Source organism: Erythrobacter longus (genome assembly GCF_000715015.1).
Lineage (GTDB): Bacteria > Pseudomonadota > Alphaproteobacteria > Sphingomonadales > Sphingomonadaceae > Erythrobacter > Erythrobacter longus.
Map to the genome: position 1 here is coordinate 1106212 of NZ_JMIW01000001.1, position 20727 is coordinate 1126938.

Annotated in this window: 11 protein-coding genes and 1 pseudogene; 4 read left to right on the forward strand and 8 right to left on the reverse strand. The window is 55.1% G+C overall.

The window, feature by feature from the left end:
- Nucleotides 1–27: 27 nt before the first annotated feature.
- Both EH31_RS18130 and EH31_RS05235 read right to left on the reverse strand, forming a co-directional pair.
- Nucleotides 28–1680 (reverse strand): annotated as a pseudogene (locus EH31_RS18130) (TonB-dependent receptor plug domain-containing protein); the annotation flags it as partial.
- Between the two features lie 144 nt (nucleotides 1681–1824).
- On the reverse strand, nucleotides 1825–2520 hold the full coding sequence (locus tag EH31_RS05235; protein ID WP_206742010.1) for a Crp/Fnr family transcriptional regulator: 696 nt from the start codon (nucleotides 2518–2520) through the stop codon (nucleotides 1825–1827).
- A gap of 123 nt (nucleotides 2521–2643) precedes the next feature.
- Between EH31_RS05235 and EH31_RS05240 the strand changes: the two genes are divergently transcribed.
- On the forward strand, nucleotides 2644–3957 hold the full coding sequence (locus tag EH31_RS05240) for a DUF1254 domain-containing protein (protein ID WP_161782128.1): 1314 nt from the start codon (nucleotides 2644–2646) through the stop codon (nucleotides 3955–3957).
- A 15-nt stretch (nucleotides 3958–3972) separates the two neighbouring features.
- Here the strand turns inward: EH31_RS05240 and EH31_RS05245 are convergent, their stop codons facing one another.
- Nucleotides 3973–5409 (reverse strand): alpha/beta fold hydrolase, encoded by a 1437-nt coding sequence (locus EH31_RS05245; protein WP_206742011.1) that lies wholly within the window; start codon nucleotides 5407–5409, stop codon nucleotides 3973–3975.
- 183 nt (nucleotides 5410–5592) lie between these two features.
- Here EH31_RS05245 and EH31_RS05250 point away from each other — a divergent pair, with 183 nt between their 5' ends.
- Entirely contained in the window at nucleotides 5593–7056 is a 1464-nt protein-coding gene (locus EH31_RS05250; RefSeq protein WP_152553460.1) for a LytR/AlgR family response regulator transcription factor, read from the forward strand.
- Between the two features lie 177 nt (nucleotides 7057–7233).
- On the forward strand, nucleotides 7234–7992 hold the full coding sequence (locus tag EH31_RS17180; RefSeq protein WP_161782129.1) for a TonB family protein: 759 nt from the start codon (nucleotides 7234–7236) through the stop codon (nucleotides 7990–7992).
- A 55-nt stretch (nucleotides 7993–8047) separates the two neighbouring features.
- Here EH31_RS17180 and EH31_RS16765 read toward each other — a convergent pair whose 3' ends face one another.
- Complete coding sequence (locus tag EH31_RS16765; RefSeq protein WP_161782130.1) at nucleotides 8048–12436, reverse strand: CHAT domain-containing protein; 4389 nt, start codon at nucleotides 12434–12436, stop codon at nucleotides 8048–8050.
- Nucleotides 12437–12780: 344 nt separating this feature from the next.
- On the opposite strand from EH31_RS16765, the gene EH31_RS05265 reads away from it, so the two are divergent.
- On the forward strand, nucleotides 12781–14739 hold the full coding sequence (locus tag EH31_RS05265) for a M1 family metallopeptidase (protein WP_034958485.1): 1959 nt from the start codon (nucleotides 12781–12783) through the stop codon (nucleotides 14737–14739).
- A 364-nt stretch (nucleotides 14740–15103) separates the two neighbouring features.
- Here the strand turns inward: EH31_RS05265 and EH31_RS05270 are convergent, their stop codons facing one another.
- Genes EH31_RS05270 through EH31_RS05285 form a run of 4 tightly spaced genes read right to left on the reverse strand, consistent with a single transcriptional unit; the run spans nucleotide 15104 to nucleotide 20715 of the window.
- Nucleotides 15104–15835 carry a response regulator gene (locus EH31_RS05270; RefSeq protein WP_051698954.1) on the reverse strand — a complete coding sequence of 244 codons (732 nt, stop codon included), beginning with the start codon at nucleotides 15833–15835 and terminating at the stop codon, nucleotides 15104–15106.
- Nucleotides 15835–18099 (reverse strand): response regulator, encoded by a 2265-nt coding sequence (locus EH31_RS16770; RefSeq protein WP_051698955.1) that lies wholly within the window; start codon nucleotides 18097–18099, stop codon nucleotides 15835–15837. Before EH31_RS16770 ends, EH31_RS05270 begins: the two co-directional genes overlap by 1 nt.
- Nucleotides 18096–18623 carry a YfiR family protein gene (locus EH31_RS05280; protein ID WP_034958486.1) on the reverse strand — a complete coding sequence of 176 codons (528 nt, stop codon included), beginning with the start codon at nucleotides 18621–18623 and terminating at the stop codon, nucleotides 18096–18098. The genes EH31_RS16770 and EH31_RS05280 overlap by 4 nt, the downstream gene beginning before the upstream one ends.
- 13 nt (nucleotides 18624–18636) lie before the next feature.
- On the reverse strand, nucleotides 18637–20715 hold the full coding sequence (locus tag EH31_RS05285; protein WP_034958487.1) for a TonB-dependent receptor plug domain-containing protein: 2079 nt from the start codon (nucleotides 20713–20715) through the stop codon (nucleotides 18637–18639).
- Nucleotides 20716–20727: the final 12 nt, after the last annotated feature.

Here is a 20727-nt window from a genome sequence, read left to right on the forward strand (position 1 = left end):
ATTGCTGTAATCAGCCGTATCATCGGCCCCGCCACCGTCTAGGACGTCATCGCCTAAGCCACCATCGAGGAAGTCGGCGTTGTCTCCGCCGCGCAAGATATCATCGCCAAAATCACCGAACAGTGCGTCATCGCCCGATCCGCCTTCAAGCACATCGGCTTCGTCACCGCCGCGCAGGATATCATTGCCTGCATCACCGAAAAGTTCGTCATTGCCAAAGCTGCCATCAAGCAAATCGGCACCATCGCCGCCGCGCAAAATGTCATTGCCAGCAAGCCCTTCGAGGCGGTCATCGCCGCCCAGACCCGAAAGCTCGTTATCGCCGCCAGTTCCTGTGATCACATTGCCAAGTGCATTGCCGGTGCCAATGCGCGCATTATCGCGCAGCTCGAGCGTCTCGATGTTTTCGCCAAGCACGATGTCGATGGAAGAAATAACCCGGTCATTGCCCCCACCTGCTGCCTCAACCAGAGTGTGAGTGCCGCTGGTGATGACATAAGTATCGTCGCCAGACCCGCCGTCCAGAATATCCGACCCTGCGCTGCTACGCAGGATGTCATTGCCGGTGCCCCCAAGTGCAATCGCCTGTTCAGACGCGCCGATCGTGAACATACTCAGCTGAGTGTAGTCAGTCTCTAGCGCGGTGCGGGATTCAAAGTCACGGTAAGAGCCAATATAGGTGAGGTCGCCAATCGGCGTCTCAACATTATACTCTGCGGAAACACCCCATGTCTCAAACGGTGTATCAAACTGGCCATCGTTTGAGCGCAGATCATCGAGGGCATCGGCTCCGATATTGGGAGCGCCGCCATTGGCTGGTAACCCGAAGGCGGGGAAGTTTACAGTCGGCCCATCCTGTAGCCAGATCGCATGGCAGCATGCATCATCGCCTTCGGTGTAGTCGCCGATCAAACGCAGTTCGCCGCCCGAACCCAGATCGAAGAGAGCCTGCCCGCGCATGACAATGCGCTCGATTGTGTTGCTTTCAACACCGGTCGGTCCTTCGATAAAGCCGCCACGGTCGCGAAATGCACCGGCGAGGCGAAGGGCGAATTTGTCAGCGACAACAGGCACGTTGATGCCCGCTTGAAGGTTGACCAGATCGTAGTTGCCATAGGTCGCGTTGGCGAAGCCTTCGACGCGGTCGAGACGCGGTTTCTTGGTCCTGATATCGAGCGCACCAGCAGAGGTGTTGCGCCCGAACAGCGTGCCTTGCGGGCCGCGCAGGACCTCGACCCGCTCAATATCCAGCAGGTCTCCCAGCGCGACCCCCGGGCGAGAAAGGTACACCCCGTCGAGGAACACCCCGACCGCGCTTTCAAGGCCTGTGTTGTTGCCGGTTGTTCCAATGCCACGAATGCGCAGCGTAATACCGCCGGTGGTTGTGCCCGATGCATTCAGGTTGAAGCTGGGTGCGACGTTATCGAGCAAAGTGATGTCCGCCACAGCCGCGCGCTCAAGCTGCTGCGCGTCGATTGCGGTGACAGCGATAGGGATGTCTTGCACGTCGCCTGCGCGGCGGGTCGCGCTGACGATTATGACGGGAAGTTGGTCATTGTCTTCGCTCGCCTCAGCCCCGCTTGTATTGGTCTGCGCCATGGCTTCGTTGGAAAGCGAGACCATCGCCAGGGCTGACGCACCGGCAAGCAGAATGCGGTTTGAGTTTTTTGTGAACTTCATTTTCCCTACCTCCCGATCGCAATCCTTGCGGGACCACGCTTCTTTTATTTCGGGAGTCTCTATCAGCGACGTCGAAAACCGAATGTCTAAAATGAGACAATCGTGATTTTCGCATGGCAAGGAACGTATGGGGCGAACCAAGGATCAATAGTCGCCGACCTCAGCCTGAAGCCATTGGTGCATCTCGTGCAGGCGCAGCACTTCTATGAAATTGTAGTTTCTTTCGATGAAGCCAAGGTCTTCAAGTTTGCCAAGAGCGCGGTTCATGGATGCACGAGACAGGCCAATCGTTGCAGCAAGATCGGTCTGCTTGAAACGCAATCGCGGCTTTGCAGGCGGCGGCGGAGTGAGGATCAGGAGAAATTTTGCCACACGCGGAACTAGCGGCAAGATTCTGACCGCGTGCAACATCTCAAGCAGGATATGCGAGCGCATCAAGGTCGCGCGCATTAAGGCGCTCAAATAGGCCGGCTGTGCCTCACCCAGTTCTAGGAATGTCCGGCTTGGTATTCTGATTACACTGGTCGGACCGACTGCCGAGACATCGTGACTAAGCGGGATCTGCGTAAAGACGGTGAACTCACCGAATGAATGTCCCGGACCGAGGAATGAGGTCAGGATGAACTCGCCATCGGTTCCGTAGATCCCGGCCTTCGCAGCGCCGCTTTCGATAATTGAAATGCCGGGATCAGTGTCTCCGCGGCTGTGAATGAACTGACCATCGTTAAGCGTGCGACGATGCCCCGCCTTCTTCAGTCGTGCCACTTGGTCGTCGGTCAGGAAGCCAAGAAACGGGGTGGGCGTGTAGCGCAAGAAATCCATAGCGTTTGAATGTTGCATTTTCGACATTCTAAGCCAAGGCCGCTTGCTAAGCTGTGCGAAACGGGAGGGTTTTGCCCCATGCGGCCAGCTGCCATCATATCTCTCGCCGCATTTCTTTCGGCTTCTTGCGCGAGCATCGACATGGATTCATCGAAGCCTCCCCGGCCGCAATGCGCGGCTACCCAGTCTGAGGCTGAGGCAATCCGCAAAGCGTTCTTCTTCGGCTACCCGGTCTACGAGATGAGCCGTATGCGCCAACGCACTCTCTCTTTGCCCGGAGCAAGGCCAAATAGTCTGCTTCATCGAACCAGGTTGTCGGGCCCAAGCGATCGCTCAATCACAATGCCCAACACGGACACACTTTATTCGACCGCTTGGCTGGATTTGTCAGGCGGACCCTTGCGTTTTTCGATCCCGGAGATGGGAACACGCTACCACAGCATCCAGTTGATGGACCCGTTCTCTGACGTTTTTGCGATCCTGCGAAACGAGACGACCAAGGCACGTGAGTATCTGATTGTGGGCCCGGACTGGGAGGGTGAGGCCGCAGCTGGCGCCACCGTGATCGCTTCACCCAGCCGCGACGTCTGGTTGGTCGGCAGAACCTTTGTCAAAGGACCCGGTGACCTCGCCGCAGCTCAGGAATTACAGCAAGCCTACACAATCGAGGAAACGGGCACATTGGCTGCAGGCACATTGGCTGCGGACACCTTTTCAGAGGCGCAGATACCAAAGACGCCTAGCGCCCAGGAATTCCTGTCGGTGGTAAATGGCGCGCTTTCGAGGGGTCCGGTTCGAAGCATTCATCAAAAGAGGCTGGGGTGTTTTGCAAGGGCAGGAATTGGCCCTGCCTCAGACATGGCAGTTCAGGTGCCCTCACCCGGCATCAAGAAGGTCTGGGATACCGCGCTCGGACAGCTATTTATCGACACGAAGGAAGCGTTGGAGAATTCAGGTACGCTTCGAAATGGGTGGCGCTATCCTGCGTCCAACATCGGGCAATTTGGCGAAGACGATCTTTATCGCTCGGCAATTGCGCTGGGAGGTCTTGCTGCGCTTCCAACCCAAGAGGCGATCAATCCAATCACTACCCGCGATGCAAACGGCGACACTCTCAATGGCGCGTTTCGGTACCGTTTGCCTATCCCCGCCGATGTGCCTGTCGATGGCTTTTGGTCGCTGACTTTGTACAAGAGCGATGGTGCGGGAAGATGGTTCTTGCATGAAAATCCGTTGGATCGCTATGCCATACGTTCCACCAACGGCGGCCTTGTGCGACAACCAGATGGGACCATCATTCTTGAGATATCACACCAAAGGCCGCCCCATCACCTGAATTGGCTTCCCGCGCCCAAGGGGCCATTCCTGCTTGTCTTTCGTGCCTACAGACCTCAGTCCGCCTTTGCTCGGGGCCACTTTGTGCTGAGCGCGGTTAAGAGATTATCCGATTACTGACTGAACGAAGGCCAATCAGCCTCCCAAATTAGGCAGTTTGGAAAAGTCCGGCGCTTCGACGAATATACGATCAGACTTAGCCGTTTCGCCGCGCATAAAAGTGTGCATCGCCTCGCCAACCTCGGGCGTCGTCATGAACAGGTTATGGCCGGTGTTCTCAACCACGATATGCTGCACATTGCTGAGCCCAGCCGTCGCTTCAAGATGCGCTTCGGGATAGGTCCGCCCGTCCAACGTCCCGGTCAACATAAGGACCGGCGTATCCCCAAACGGCCCGTCACGAAAATCCGGCCCCAAATCGACTGACTGCAGTTCATCAAGAACCTGCGGCATCGGGAAATTCAGATATTCGCCAACAGGAGAACTCTCAGCCTGGTGTTGAAATGCCTGGAGGCGAGCAGGCGTGATGCCCGATGCGCGGTCCATCAATAGCGACATGGCAGACAAAGTAATCGGCTCTTCCGGGGCCCAGAAACGTTGTAGAATGAAGGTGATCAAAGTTGGGTCGCCCTCGTCAATTTGCCGGTACATCATCAGAGCGACCGCCGCATATTGGGGATCAGCAATCAATCCGCCCGTAAATTGCTGCAAATGACGCTTCTGCAAAAGCAGATCATAAGTCGTCCCATCACGCTTTGGCACGGTGACAGTCATCGGTTCGGCGTCGAGCTTTGCATGAACGCGGTTCATCAGGCCCAGAATATCGGGATAAAGCCGCGCGGCTTCTGGCTGTGCATCAACGGCGGCTTGCAAGCGTTCAAAATAGCCAAGGGTGCGCGCAGGCAATTTGACCGTTTGGTCGAGGCCCTCAGTCGCCGCCATGATTACGCGGTCCAGTTCGTCAGGGATTGCCGCAAGGGCCGCCAAAGCCAGATGGCTTCCATAAGAAATCGACCACAATGAAATCTGATCCGCGCCGAGATGTTTGCGAAGATCAGAGAGGTCCTGTGCGCTTTCAATGGTGTTAAAGCCGCGCAGGTCAACGCCAGCCTCTTGCCAGCGCGCTGCGCATTCGCGCACGGCTTGGCGATAACGCTTGTTATGCTCTTCGTCGCTGACCCGCTCCATGTCGCCTATCGTGACGCTGGAAGCGCAGCGTTCCGGTTTCTCAGACTGGCCAGTGCCGCGTTGGTCGAATGCGATGACATCTCCGTGCTGGCGCATCGCCATGAAAAGGGGGAAGCGCTCGCCTCTGGCCGTGCCAATTCCAGAGCCACCGGGCCCGCCTGAGAGATAGACAATCGGACTGCCAGGCGTCTTTGTCGTTGCCGGAAAGCGTACATAGGCGTTCTCAGTCGTCCCGCTGTTCGGATCGCTGCGGTTCATCGGCACGGTTAGCGTTCCGCGAAAGGCCTCCACGCTTTCGCCATTGCCAGCCTCAAAAGTGATTGCTTCTTCATTGGGCGCAGCATGCGCAGAGCCAGGCGAGAAGGTGAGGGAACTGGCAGCCATCAAAAGTGCAAGGGCACTGACAATTTGTGGTTTTTTCATAACGGCTCTTTCCGATTGGTTGATCGTGGATTGAGCCTGAAACTGGCCGATTTGCTGGCTTTGAACAGGGGGCGATCTGTTAACGGGGGGTTCTAATCGGTGAGCGGGGGGACTTCCCGTTTATCGGGAGCTATACGTGTCCAGGTGTTTCGCATTGCCATCCTCATATTGTCGTTCCTGACATTCTCTGTCGCCGCAAGGGCGCAGGATTATCAGAGCCTCATCGATCATCCAGCACGCGTTTGTGATGCGGATCTGACCTTTGAACCGCCCTCGGACTTTGCAGGAGCCGATTGCCGTACAGTCCCATTTTATCTCGCAGATCCTCAAGACCGGATGGTGCGGGTGGAAATGGTGTTTGATGCAGAGCCAGCTCTTCTCGAACTGGGCAAACCGCTTGGCCTGTTCGTAAGCGCAAAGGCGTCAAGCGAGGCCATCCTGAATGGAGTGCCGATTGGTACGAACGGCAAACCGGGCGCATCGCAAAGCAGCGAAGATCCCGGCAATATGGATGCGGTGTTCTTTGTGCCGGAAGGAACGCTAAGGCCGGGAGAAAACCGTCTTGTGATGCGCCTGTCTTCGATGAACGGCGGTATCACGCTCAATTCGCCGATCCACAACATGGCTCTCGCGCCCTATCGAGACCCGCGCCAGCCAGGGCCAGCGACTTGGTTTGCTCTCGTCACCCTGGGGTTGTTTGTCGCAGGCTTTGTGTTTTTTGGGGTGCGATCCTTTCGCGGCGATGATCGTACAGGTTCAGCGCTGATCGCTGCGCTTTCGCTGGCCGCCGCCTTGCAGCTCGCAGCGGAAGCCGCGCGTGACATAATGCCCTACCCCTATCCATTGCACGATTTGCGATTGTCGCTGATCCTCACCTTTGCGATTTTTTTGAGCCTGAGCTTTGTCGCCTATGTGCTGCTACTCCTTTTTAGGGCCTACCCGCGGCGACGTTTGATAGCCTTGTCAGCCGTGCTTGCCGTAATGCTCGCAATCAGCGCGTTTCAACCCGGCTTTGACCTGAAAACCGGCCTCGTCTTTGTCACCGCCATGCTCGCGGTTGGTACAGCTGGCGTCACAGCGTACCTTAGGCAAGGAAATCGCAGCGGGGCGTGGTTGGCGCTTATCAGTGCGGTACTTGCGGTTGTGATCTATTGGCTTGGCGGGTTCTTTCTCGACACCATCCTCTTTCTGTTGGTTTCGGCGGGCCTGCTGTGGCTGTTTTTCAAACAAGCGCGTGGCGGCGGATTGACTGAAAATCCGGTGGCCGAGGACAGCGCTCCAAAACGCATAGAGCTCACCAGCAATGGCAAGGTCGAATTTGTCGCTGCCAGTGACATTGTGCGTTTCAGCGGGGCGGGCGATTATGTCGAAGTGTTTCTGAGCAATGGGCGCAGCGCTCTTTACAACGCGAGCCTCGCGGCGTTGGAGCGAGAGTTATCGGACGGCTTTATCCGGGTGCACCGCTCTCACATAGTCAACGCGTCCTGCGTCAAATCGTTAACCCGCGAGAGTGCAGGCACAGGAAATCTGGAGATGTCCGACGGCAGCGTAGTGCCGGTGAGCCGCCGCAACATGGCCAGCGTAAGGGATGCACTCACACTTGGGTGAGGAAAAGCGCATTCCAAATGGTGATGCCATCGTCACCATGGATGCTTGACGCGAGCGAGTTGAAAAGCGACTTGGCCATGCCAAGCCCATAAGGTCCTGCCTGTTTACTCCGCAAAGGCGTGTGGCCTATGGAGCCTTTAGATTTACGCAGTAATGCCGTGGTTGGGGGAACAATTGATGACCAAGCTATGGGCAGTGAGTGGGTTTGCGCTGCTCGTCAGCACATCACTGGCAAATGCAACAAACGAAGCATCTGGTGCAGGTCCTGAAGGTCTCCAAAGCTCCAACGCGGACACTTCGATTGTTCTTCGGAAACCAGGTGAAAAACCTCTACCCAGAATAGAAGCTACGCCGCGTAACCAGCAGAGGTGGTCCAGCCGCATTGGCCGATCATACCCAGCGATGTCATTGTTCTTAGAACAAGATGGTATGGTGGGATTTGTGGCCAGAGTTAACGTGGGCGGCCGTGCGGACGATTGTAGGGTTACTCTATCGAGCGGCTACTCTTTGCTGGATCGCAGGACCTGCCAATCTATCGTGCGTTACGCCCGGTTTGAACGAGAGCTCGATCAGGACGGCAACCCTGTGGAAACGCGCTATACAAACAGCGTTGTTTGGCAGATTGCAGGCGACAGCGAAGGTATCTTCTCTTTCGACGACCTTGGTCTAACCTATCCCGCTAAAGCGCTTGAAGAAGGGTTGGAGGGACAAACCCAAATCGAAATTGTTGTCGGCGTCGATGAACGCGTGATTTCCTGTAAGGTATTGGCCAGCTCAGGATACCCTATGCTTGACGATGAAACGTGCAAAGGCGTCATCGTTCTTGATGGGGGCAAACGTGTCGACGGTTCCTATCGCGGAGATGAGAAGCGCACGCTTGTGCGCAGCATCCAATGGGAAGTCCCGGAAGAAGAGGATGAGAATGACGATTACTGATCCTCTTCTTCCTGACCTTGCCAGAGTTCGCGTTTTAGCAAGTCCACACGATAAGCTAGCCACCTGCACCAATGAGGCTAAACGGAGCCCATTGACTTGGATGAGCCCAACTCTCTTCAAAGCCAAAACGATTGACCCCATCGTGTTTAGGGTTCTCCCGTATCTCACGCATCGCTTGCTGAAAGGCTGCTGCTCGACTTAGCGATGGATTGTCGCGGCCAATTTCAACAATACGCACGGTAAGCTTTGATGCAATCTCGTCATCAACCACCCAGTGTGATGCCAGAAGGTTGCGTGCGCCAGCATGGAAGAAAGCGCGCACCAATCCTGAAAGACCGGGCGCTCCGGTGGAAGGGTCGCCGGCCGCTGTGTTGCAAGCGGACAAAACGACCCACAAAGCGTTAAGATCAAGAGCGGCAATTTCGCTGGCACTAAGGTAGCCATCGTTGGCAGGTGAAGCCGTTTCTGGCGGGGTTAGCACCAAGCCGGGTTCAGTAAATCCGCTGCTGTCATCTGCAACCAGCGCGTGGGTGGCAAAGGCGAGAATTCGCGTGTCGGACAAGTCCATTGCTCGAATGGTCTCTTCGGTCAAATCACCAGCCAACAGCAGGGTGCGATCTTCATCTGCCCCAAGTGCTCGTGCCATTTCGCGCAGCTCGGTTTCAGTGTTTTTGAGACTGGACATGGCGCGAAGAGCCTCGACGTCAGCCAGCGAACCGAATTCGCGCTGGAACAGGTTAGCGGACAAGGTCTGGCCCCCACGTTTGCGCCCACGATCGCTCCGGTCGCTTTCAACATCAGAAAGAATTGGCGCTCCAAACCCGCGAAAAACATCAACAGCTTGCGTATCATCCGACACATAGCGGCGCAGCGAAGCAAAGGAATTGAATGAAGGCACCTGCACCATTGGAAAGGCTTCAGCGAGCCACGCGGTTGCGCGCAAATCATCGGGATTATCATCCCGTCCTTGCGGTTCCTCTCTTACCAACATGCCAAACGGCAAAGTGGCAAGCGCACCCGATGGCGCAAGAAAGACCTGCTCACTTCCTTGCAGCTCACCCATCAAAGGAGCGATCAATTTTGAATAAAGCGCAAATGCGGCGTCACGATCATAACCGGAAAGGCCACCATCTGTACCCTCGATCCATTCATCATACCCTTCACCCGTTGGCTCAATCTCTCCTCCGGCAAACCACAAGAGCCGTCGCACTCCTCGGGTCACTCCATCTTTGTCGATTTCCAACAGTTTCCAGGTGGTCGAGTTTGGCGTGATGACAAAGCCATGCGTTCCGCCGCTTGTCGGGATCAGCATCAGCAAAGCTTCGCTGGGTTTCAGGAGCGCCTGAGCCTCTGCAATCGACATGGGATCAGCTTTCATGAACTCAAGATAATCCGAATGATCCTTCGCAATCTGCGCATCGATTGCCTCTAGTTCTTCGAGGAGAGGAGTAAGTGAAACCTGCGCTTCCAATGCAGCAAACTCATTTTGACTCATTGCACTTATGACCAATTGGTACGTCATCAGCTGTTCGTTGCGTCGATCAAGCAGTTCGATCAACTCTGGGCTTTTCTCCCTGAACAGGCCGTGCGCAATCGCGCTGTTCAACGTTAAGTCAACGACGTTGTAACTGCCCCGCTGGAGGAGCCGGAACACCTCTTCGCGGTCCGCTTTCTCGCCGCCTTCAGCTTCAGCTTTCCAACGCAAGCTGGCTTGTCGCAGATAATGCTGCGGGGCATTGATAAGGTTACGCAATTGCCATTGAGTATCGAACGAAGTCGACTGGCTCAGCGACCATTGCGCTTCAAGGCGAGAAAGCAAGTTTTCTCCAGCGCTCAGGCCCTCCTCAAGACCAATTTGGCCGTTCTCAGCCAACTGCATGCGAACTCCGGTGAGTGAAGTCGTTGTCTCTCTGCTGAGGCGGTTAAGATTGGTTATTCGCCCTTCTTCTGAGACAAGAAAGGATGCATAAACGGGACCGAACCGATCCATGAAACCCGGATTCGTGTCTATCGTGCGCAGCATGTTGTGAGTGTAGTTGCCGCTTTCATATTTTTCAGGTGTCGGCACAGTTTGAGTGATCATGCGAAGAAACGCAGTGCCGGCGGCAGCAAGTTCACTTTCGCCGCGTTTTCGCGCTGCGCCTCTTTGAGTATCGCGCACGTCGAAGATTGCATCGGCGAAACGCACGACCACTCCTGCGGCACCATAATCCCCGCTTCCTGCTAGCGCTTCAGCGAAATATCCAAGAGAACGGTAAACCTCGCCGGCTTCCTCCGCATTTTCGCGCTCGATTTGACGAAAGATGCGACGAATGGCTGACTGACGCGCAAGGTCGACAGCATCGTCATACCTTCGATCGGCAAGATAAAGCCGACCGAGAGTTTCGCGTACATCAGCCTCCTCTTCCCATGGCATAAGATAGAAGTGGGGGTCTGACCGCGTACTGATGTGATTGCCCTGGAATTCTGAATAGTTCAGGGCGGCTTGAGCGCGGCGGATAGCGCCCACCAGATTGCCTCCAACATAATCTGTCTCGGCGAGGAATGCCTGGCCACTCAACCAAGTCTTATATGACTTTTCAGTCTCGAAGCCCTCAAGCTGCGCAAAAGCTTCATCGCTCAACGCGGAAAGGTCGATGGGGCGTTCGTCAGGATAATTGGCTGCGATGATACCTCGCGCTTGATCGGCTTTTCCCTGTTTCAGGTAAATATCGATCAACAGCATGTGAAAATTGGGTGCAAACCACATTTCCAGCCCGCGCAGACCTACCCGCTGCGTATTGCCGGTCCCACCGATCGGTATGTTCATCATGCGCAAGGCTAGAGCTTCGGCCCGATCCCAACGACCATAACGCTCGTACACAGAAACCAATGAAAAGAAGGGACTATGCAGATCCTTAAACTCAAATCCCTCCGGTCGAGAGAGAAGGTCATCAATCACTGCTAGATATTCGCGCTCTGCGAATTCGAAGTCATCGGACTGAGTGGCAAGAGTTGCCCTGAGGTCGGCCATCTCTTTGAACATAAGCCCGCCATAACCCGCTTGGCTCATCGCTGAAACGTGATCATCGAGGATGGTGTAGGCAATGGCCTCAAGGCCTTCGCTTAGGCAGACATTGGAATAGGCCAAAATCTCTCGATAAGGGAGCAGCAGCCTTCCATCACGGTCATTTTGAGGAATGATGTCGTCGTTGAACGGCAAACGATTGGTATCAATTTGCTCATCCAGAGGCGTTTGATACGGTGGCGGCAGTGGCGCAGCAGGTGCACGCACCGAATATTGATAAGCTGGTTGTGGAACGGTTGGATTTATCCTTCCTGATGATGCCGCCTGCGCTTCGGGTTCCGGTTCTGGATCCCCAAGCGGATATGCTCCGCATTTAAGCCAAGTAGCGGGCGGCTGAAAACCACCGTCATAGACAAAGAAAGCCAATCTTAGCTGCCAAGCCCATTTGTATTCGATTGCATCGGGGCTGAACAAATCAGCGCCCAACTGTTCCATCTCATAAGCAAGCTCGCGCGCTTTCTGGACTTTGCGAGGTTCCTTGGGATTGTATGCTGCGTCGATCAATGCGGGTATGGCAAAATACCTGGCGCGCTCGCGATCACCCCTCTTGGCGTAGATTTTGGCCATGCGATCCATTGCCAAACGCCCGGCGAAATTTGGGCGATCTTCGCGATTCTCGTTCCCGCCAGGGCCCATGAATGACGATACCGTGGCAATCCATTTATATGCCGATAGCGCGTACTGCTCATCGCCGTGGCGCGCGATTGTGTCAGCGAGATCGAGCCAACCGATCAGCAAATAGCCAGCCGAACCACTTACCGATTCTTTCTCAAGTTCAAACACGCGAGTATATTCGCGAGCTGCAACAGCATCATTGCCCTCTGCAGCGGCCAGTCTTGCCAAGGCTAAGAAAAGGCGCTTTTCGGATACACCGGGAAATCTGAGCTGCATCAAGGGCTCAAGCCGAGCGCGCGCTGCGTCAGTCTTGCCCAATTCAGTCAGAATCTCTGCGTGCGCCACCGAAAGTCGATTGTAGTCATTGGAAGTATCGACAAATTCGAAATACTCAGCAAGAAACCGATTCGCATACTCAAGATTGCCAGCCTCACGCAGATTTTCATGCATCAGCGAGAGTAGAGTTAGCCGCGCGAGTTGGCCGTCGCCTTCGGCTTCAACCAGCGAAAGCAGTTTATCAGCAAGGCAGGTCGCCACTTGCGTCTTCCCGTCGCGCCCCGCATCCGCGATCCATTCGCGAAAAGACCTTCTTGGACCAGCTTCAACATAGATAATCGGATCTTTGGCCGGGTCAGAACCGCATTCCCTCAGGGCTGCAGCTTCAGATTGGGTGACCTCTGGTGATGTCTGTGCAAGCGCCGGCGTTGCTATCGCAAAAAACAGCAAAAGCGTCTTCATTACCCAGCCGCTATTGCGCCGCATTCTGTTCTCCCCACCAATCCGACGCAAGTGCATCAGCATATTCCAGTCTGATGTCAAATAATGACAGGCCGCCGCGATGTGTGACCAACTGCTTATTGTAAGCATGATGTGGCCCAGTAGGCTGGTCCAATTTCATTTGGCGCACGCGGAATTGGTCACACATCGGGCCGATTCCGCACAGTTTGACTATGCCTGCTTGGAGGCCAGTTGTGGACACTTGGAACAGGCCTCTAATTCACCCGTCTGTCGAAGATTTGTGGGGCATGGTTTGTTGGATCAAAGGCTGGCAAGTTGCGCTTTATCATGTAATCCGACCTAGAACTCTGTTTGGTCAGGACCTCCCGATGCGCGCTTTTGTCTCATTTCTTATGCTACCGTTTGTATTCCTCCTTGCCGGTTGTGGTGACGTGGTCTCGCAGGACACGGCTCAAAGGGGCAAAATCGCGCCGATACTGACAAGTGAAGAAGCGTTTGATGATCAGACCTTTGCAAAGCCCAAAGAGGCGCGTGTCACGCATATCGACCTTGATCTTGCGATGGACTTCGATGCGAAGACGATTGGCGGGACGGCCACTCTCGATGTGCTGGCCGCGGATGAGGCAGATAGCATTATCCTCGATTCCAATGGCTTGCGTGTCTCTGCGGTCACCGATGAGGCTGGTAACGCTCTGGAATTTGGCCTTGGCGAGACGGTAGAGGGCAAAGGCGAACCTTTGACCATTGAGCTTCCGGCTCAGAAACTGGAACGCGAAGCCGATCTTGGCGAGGGCGACCTTGCTCCTACGCACCGGATCGTTGTCGAGTATGTTTCTGCGCCCGAGGCCGAGGCTTTGCAGTGGCTCAGCCCTGAGCAGACAGCAGGCGGCGAGCATCCGTTTATCTTCAGTCAGGGACAGGCGATCAATAACCGCACATGGATCCCCACACAGGACAGCCCCGGCATCCGTCAGACGTGGGAAGCGACCATCTCGGCTCCCGAACCCCTCAATGTCGTCATGAGCGGTGTGGTTCAGGGTGATCCGAAGGAAGAAGGCAATCGCCGCGATTTTCGATTTGTGATGAACAATCCGGTTCCGCCGTATCTGATTGCCATTGCCGCCGGGAATATCGAGTTCCGCGAACTTGGCCCGCGTTCAGGTGTCTGGGCCGAACCCGAAGTCATCGAAGCAGCCGCGCAAGAAGTTGGCGATACAGAAGAGATGATCGATGCAGGCATCGCGCTGTTCGGTGACTATCGCTGGGGCCGATATGACATGATCGTCCTGCCGCCGGCGTTCCCTTATGGTGGGATGGAAAACCCGGTGATGACCTTTCTCACACCGACGTTTATCGCTGGTGACCGGTCCAACAATGGGCTGGTTGCGCATGAATTGGCACACAGCTGGTCAGGTAACTTGACCACCTATTCGAGCTGGCGCGACGGATGGCTCAACGAAGGTGTCACCTCCTATTTCGAGAACCGCATCGTCGAAGAAGTCTATGGCAAAGAGCGCGCCGAGCAAGAATACGCTCTTAGCTATGCCGGTTTGGTCAGCGGTATCGAAGATGCGGGCGCAGACAATCCCGCCACGGCCATGCGCTCTCCCGATGGAATTAGCCCGTTCGATACGAAGGGCTTCGCGATCTACGACAAGGGAACGGTGTTCCTGCGCACAGTGGAAAACATCATTGGCCGCGAAAAATTCGATGCCTGGCTGACCCAGTGGTTTGACAGCCACGCATTCGAGCCAGTGACATCCGAAATGTTTCTGGCTGATCTGCGCGAGAAGCTGATCGGTGATGACGCTGAATTGGAAGAACGGTTGATGCTAAACGAGTGGGTTTACGGCACCGGCCTGCCTGAAAACGCGTGGAAGCCTGACGATGCTGCCTTTGCCGAAGTGGATAGCGCGGTCGCTGCTTATGCCAGCGATGCAACGCTGCCCGATGTCGATGCCTGGCGCGGTTGGACAGCGGCAGAGCAGCGACGGTTCCTTGAGGAACTCCCTCAGGAATTGTCCAACGAGCAGCTGTCAGCTCTGGACACGGCTTTGGGCCTTTCGCAAACTGAGAACAATGAAGTGCTGTTCCTTTGGCTGGAGGCGGCGCTACGCAACGAATTCGATCCCGCCGTTCCACAAGCCGAACGCTTCTTGGCGAGGGTGGGACGTAATAAGTTTGTCAGCCCCTTATTCAGCGCACTTAATGACACTGCTTGGGGCAAACCCATCGCTCAGCGCATCTATGCCAAGACGCGCAGCAGCTATCACGCTTACACACGCGGCAATGTGGACGATACGCTTCAATATGAAAAGCCCGCCTGAACGATACGATCAGACGAAAGCTACTTTGCAGTAATTCAGCCGAGGCGCGAGATGGTGAATTCACGCTCCGATGCCTTTCGTCCGGTTGCCGCGTGAATTTGTGTCCCAGACCTAAGCGAAAGCTTGATCGAAGTAGGCGCTACCAAAGCAAGCGGTGCACCAAGAAAATTCGACCCAGCAACATCGTCAGTGTCCGAAAGAACGCAGCGTTCGTGTGGAACAATGATTGTCTTGGGCTCGCTATCTGCAGCCTTGCCACTTTGTCCTATTGGATTAGCAGGATTACCCAGAGGCAGCGCGATTAGCGCTACGAGAATCCGACACTTGGCTACGCCCCAAAAAACTCATGTATTGTACCGGGTGTTTATTCCTCGCCCTCGGAATTGCTATCGACAAGCTTGGTGACGAGCTCGTTTAGCTCATACATTTGCGCAAGGTTTGGTGTTTGTCCGCTTACCACGCTTTCAAAGACAATCTCGAACTTGGCCTTTATCTCTCGCAATTGATCGATCACACCCGTTTGCGCGCCAGGAGCGGCAGTGCCTTGCGCGGGTTTCATAGCCAACTTGGCTTCCAGCTCTTTGCGCAGATCGATTTCCTCGCGAAGCTCAGTTTCCATGTCGGCCAGCACAAGGCTGCGCATTGTCATGCGTTCATCAAGGACCGCGTTGCAGCGACGCAGTTCGCTCGTATCACCGGTCTTTGCAAGATGGCTTTCTATACGTGCACGCAGGACTACGAAATCTATCGGTTTGGTCACGTAATCATCCGCGCCCGCACTGAGAGCTTCGGCGGTCGCCTCACTCTCTGCGCGCGCTGTGACCATGATTACCGGGAGATCGGACGTGTGCGGATTGGCGCGCAATTCGTGCAAGACTTCGATGCCGTTCATCTCCGGCATCATGTAATCGAGCAAAATGATATCTGGCCGCGAGCGCGAGAGCAGTTCGAGGGCTGCTTCACCGCTATCCACGCTGATGACTGCGTATTTGTGCATTTCAAGCTGGCGACAAAGTACGGCTCGGTTTGCCGCCATATCATCGACAACAAGCACGGTTTTGGTCTCAGTGTCTGGCCTGATATCGAAACTTTCCATCATGCGGCTCCTCCGTTCAATCTTTCGGTCTCGGCATAAGACAAAGCCTCTGCAAGCATGCGAGGACTGAGGCCGTTTTTGGCAATAACGCTCGCGACTTTCTTCTCAAGTTCGTTGGTATCTGCGTTATTCATCGCTTTACCGGTTACTACGATAACAAATGGTTTTGTCTCGGCCGGCAATTTGGCGATCCAGTCTATGAGTTCGTGCCCATCGATCTCTGGCATTCGAAGATCGGTGACGACGAAGTCGTAATCCGCTTGGCTAAGAAGTGCCTGCGCCGCCTTACCATCATGGGCAATCGAAGCCGTGTATCCGACCTGTTCAACCCCACGACTGTATAACTTGGCGGTAGCTTCATCATCGTCCACCACCAGTACTTTGCCAGTGCGCGGTTTGGAGTATTGGGAGAGCACATCGCTAATTTCGCTGCGACTGATCGGCTTGATCAAATGGTCGCTTGCTCCTGCCTCTATCGTCTTGTTTCGATCATCGCTGACGGACACGACCACAACGGGCGTAGAGGCAAGCTCCTCATCCTTTCGCAAGGCATCCAGAACCCCCCAACCATCGACCTTGGGCATCGCGATATCGAGCAAGATTATCGTTGGACGATGTTGCCGCACAAGATCGAGACCCTCTTGGCCATTGCTGGCAAGGAGCGTCGCGTATCCTGCCTGCGTCGCCATACGCAGCAGCAGTTGGGCTGCGCTGGGTTCATCATCGATAATGACCGCCAAGGGCTTTGACTGATCGACTTCCTGAGGCGCTGAAACATAGTCATCTGGTGCATCAATCAAGACGGTGTCGCTGCCTTCTGCGTTTCCTGCGCTGAGATCGGCCTTGATACGGAGCGTGAATGTCGAACCGGCACCGGGCTTGGATTCCACCTGAACCCCTCCACCCAGCATCGCTGCAAACCTGTGAGTGATCGCAAGGCCAAGGCCCGTACCTCCAAACCGGCGTGTCGTCGTAGAATCGGCCTGATTGAAGGGTTGGAAGAGCTTGGTCACCTGCTCTTCGTTCATGCCGATCCCGGTGTCCGAGATTGCAAAGACCAGATCATCGCCATCACGCCGGGCAAGCATGAATATCTGGCCACCGTCGGTGAACTTGCAAGCGTTGGAACCCAGGTTCAGCAAGGCCTGCCGAAGCTTGACCGAGTCCGAATGTGCAACTCCGATTTCATCCGAAACCTGAACATGGATCCGATTGTTTCTCTGAGCAGCGGTCGGTGCGAGCATCTTCTCGACTTCGCGGACTGTCTTGGAAACATCGAACTCGTGAATCTCGATGTCCATCCTTCCAGCTTCGATCTTCGATAGATCGAGGATCGAATTGATCAGTGCAAGCAATTGCTGGGCGGAACTGTATATCCACTGGATGTCCTCAAGCGAGCGGGCATTCGCAGTATCCTTCAATTCTTCGCTCAGGACATCGGTGTAACCAAGAATGGCGTTGAGCGGGGTACGCAGCTCATGGCTCATGTTGGCGAGAAATTGCGATTTGGCGACGTTGGCGTTTTCGGCATCATCGCGCGCTTTGCGCAGCTCTTGGGCATTTTCGGTAAGCACTACGTCGCGATGCTCGACCGCTGCAACCATCGCATTGAAATTGTTCGAAATAGCGGTGAAATCAGGATCCGGCTCTTCTGCCAGCCGCATGCTGTAATCGCTGGACACTGTGATCTTGTGCATCGCATTGTTCAAACGGCTGATCGGGCGGAATGCCATTCGATTCAGGCCCCTTGCAAAACCCATTGAAAGCGCAAGGCACAATGAAAACAAAACGGTCATCGCGAGCCAGGTCTCGCTCAAAATGTTGGCAAAGGTTCTGGGGCGAACCTGCATCTCAAGGGTTCCGAGCAATTCTCCGTCCAGAACAATGGGACGCTCGATGATTTGCAGTGTCGACCCGGCAGCGTCAAATTCGGCAGAGGCGTTCTCGTGCCGGACAAACAGCGTTCCATTCGCATCACGAACCGACACCCTGTTAACATCGTCGATCCCGTTAATGGAGATCAAGTTTTCGCGTGCTGCTTCCGCATCGGCGAACATCAAAGCAGGGCCAGTGTTTGCCGCAATGACCTGCATGATCTGGTCATGACGTTGTTGTGAAAGCCGTTGTTCAGTGAAAAATTGCAGGCCCAAAAGGCCAACACAAGCGAGCAGCAGCGCAACAGACACAAGCATCGCGCTCGAAACTGTCAGCTTCGTTTTGAACCGCATCTTGGCGAAGACGTCAGAGGTTTTTTCTCCTGTCACCGTTCCACCCTCGCCGCGAGGCGAATAAGCTTGGAGCTGATCCGGACATTCGATTTGGCAGCGGCATCGAGATTGATCTCGAAACGGATCTGACTTCCCATGCGAACAAGACCGACGCTCCCGCCCCGGTCAATAAAGCTTCGGCCATCCCCCATTACCAGTCTGCCTGATGCGGAGGCGTTAGCCACTGCCCGCGAACTGGCTGAGCCAAGATAGACCACATCGCAACCGTTAAAGGCCGTATTGCGAACCGTGCGTACAGAGACCGTTCGTGAACCAACGGCTCGCCCTGAAAATGCTTGAAAGCTGCGCGCCGCTGGATCGTTTGCGGATACGCAAAAAACCATCGGTCCGCGCCCGCTATCTGGCAGATCAACGAACCTTAGGACGTTGAAGACAATGGCGGCTTTCAGGCGCTCTGGATCGCTGCTTTGGGCAGCGAGCGGTGCGACGACCAGCGCACCCGTGGCAAGCGTTAGAACGGCTTTACCCAAGACTTTGGAGAAGCGTGAAATAGTAAACATATCTAGCTCCTCCTCAAAACCGGTAGCGCAGTTCGAGCGAAACGCTGCGCGGGTTGAAGGAAGCGGGTGCAGGGTAGGAATCCTGCAGGAATTCCAGTCGCCTATCCTCGAAAAGGTTCTCTCCGATTAGTGAGACATCCAGCCCGTTGGGCGCCTCGTAGCGGAGCTGTACATCACCTGCGAAATAGGATGGAACCTGCCCACCAAGCAGCGAATCCACGTATCTCAACTGCGTATTGAGCGCGAGAGACGACCCGATCTGGAAGTTATTGGTGAACGCGGCTTGGTGTTTGGGCGAACCTTTAAGTGCCAGGAACCCAGTGAACGGCGTGCCGGTTGTCGGATCGATGCCCTTTTTGAAGTTGAAATGAGAGTAAGAAAGCTGCGTTTGCCACCACGACGCGATCTCACCTTTCAAAACCGCTTCCACCCCCCAAGTGTCGGTGACGCCCCGCGATTGAAATTGAACGTCTGCGTCAATGCTGACGGGAAACGGGACACCGGGGATGAATACCGGATTGGCGCTGATGGCTGTTGGTTGGTTGAGGTTTTCATACAGATTGTAATATGCGGCAACATCAAAGTTCCACTTTGGCGCAAGGTCCGCTCTGAACCCGCCCTCAAAAGCGGTGACGTTCTCGCTTTCAAGATCTTGTGAGCCCAACAAGGTCGGGAAAAGAGTTAACGGGGATGGATTGGTTCTCGAGAAAGCCGGAGCGGCCACAAACTGCAAATCGGCATCCCGTTCAAATCGTGAAGGCGTTCGAACGGCGCGTGTGGCGGCTGCCCAAACCCCGATGTTTTCATCAGGGCGATAGAAGATGCGCACACCTGGCTGAAATTCGAAACCGGTGAAGTTGTTGCGCTCGAGTTTGGCTCCGATTGTCAGTCGCAATGTGTCCTGGATGAGCGAGATATCATCCTGAATATAGCCACTAATCCAAAGGTCGGTGTTCTCCTCTCGCTGAAAAGTTATGTTGGGCTCGATAGTCGAAAAATCGTCCCATATGGCGCGACCATTGATCCCGAAATTGATGTCATGGGTTTCGTTCGGTCGCCAATTCGCACCGAAATCAACGTCGGCTATCGACCATTGAAGATCGAAGAACCCCAATTCTTCACGGTGAATATGTGAATAGTAGGCCTGAACCGACCAGTTCAAATCATCCGATTGCTGCCGCCGCCAACGCGCCAGAACGTTGGCGGCGGTGTATTTCGTTTGGGTCACCACCTCTATTGGGGTCGGATCAACTAGAAAGGGATCAATTCTGATCGTCGTGCTGTCTCCTGATCCAGCACTTAAATCCGCTTGGAGCGTGTAGGTATCGCGTTCAGTCGGCTCCCAGTCCAGACGCAGGCCAAGTTCGCCACTGTTAGTGGCGGTGCCAAGGTCTTCTCCATCGATCGACTGCAGCCCCTCGTCACGGCCGTATGAGCCGTGAGCGCGAAGCGTGGCATTATCGCCCAGACGTGCTCCGTATGACAGAGCCGCTTCCTGATTACGATTGCCAAGCCTTGCGTGCGCCCGGGCACCTAGCGTTTCGCCGCTATGTTTGGTGATGATGTTGATGACACCATTGACCGCATTTGCGCCCCAAAGCGTAGCTCCTGGGCCGCGGACCACTTCGATCCGCTCGATGTCTTGCAATGGCAAGTTGAGTTGGTCCCAAAAAACGCCAGATAGCGTGGAGACATAGATCGTGCGCCCATCGACCATCACCAGAAGGGAATTGGAATTGCGACCGTTAAAGCCGCGGATTGACACAGCGGTCGCACCGTTAGCGATCTCGCCGACCTCGAGGCCCGGAACCCTCCGCAAGAGATCGGGTATGGTGCCGCCGGGAGTGTTGCGGATCTCTTCTTGGGAAATCACGTAAACAGCCGCTGCTGAATCGCGAACATTCTGTCGTTTTTTCGCGACAGATGTCGACTCCAGCACCAACAGGTCTTCGAGTGCGATGTCCAGCAGTGGATCGTTGGATCCGCCTTCTTGGGTAATCTGATCCAGCTCCTGGGCCTGAGCTTGTGCGGGCGCTGAGAGCACCCAGAGGGCGGCACCTAATGCCCACAGCGACTTGTGCTTCGACAGCATTTTGAAGAAATC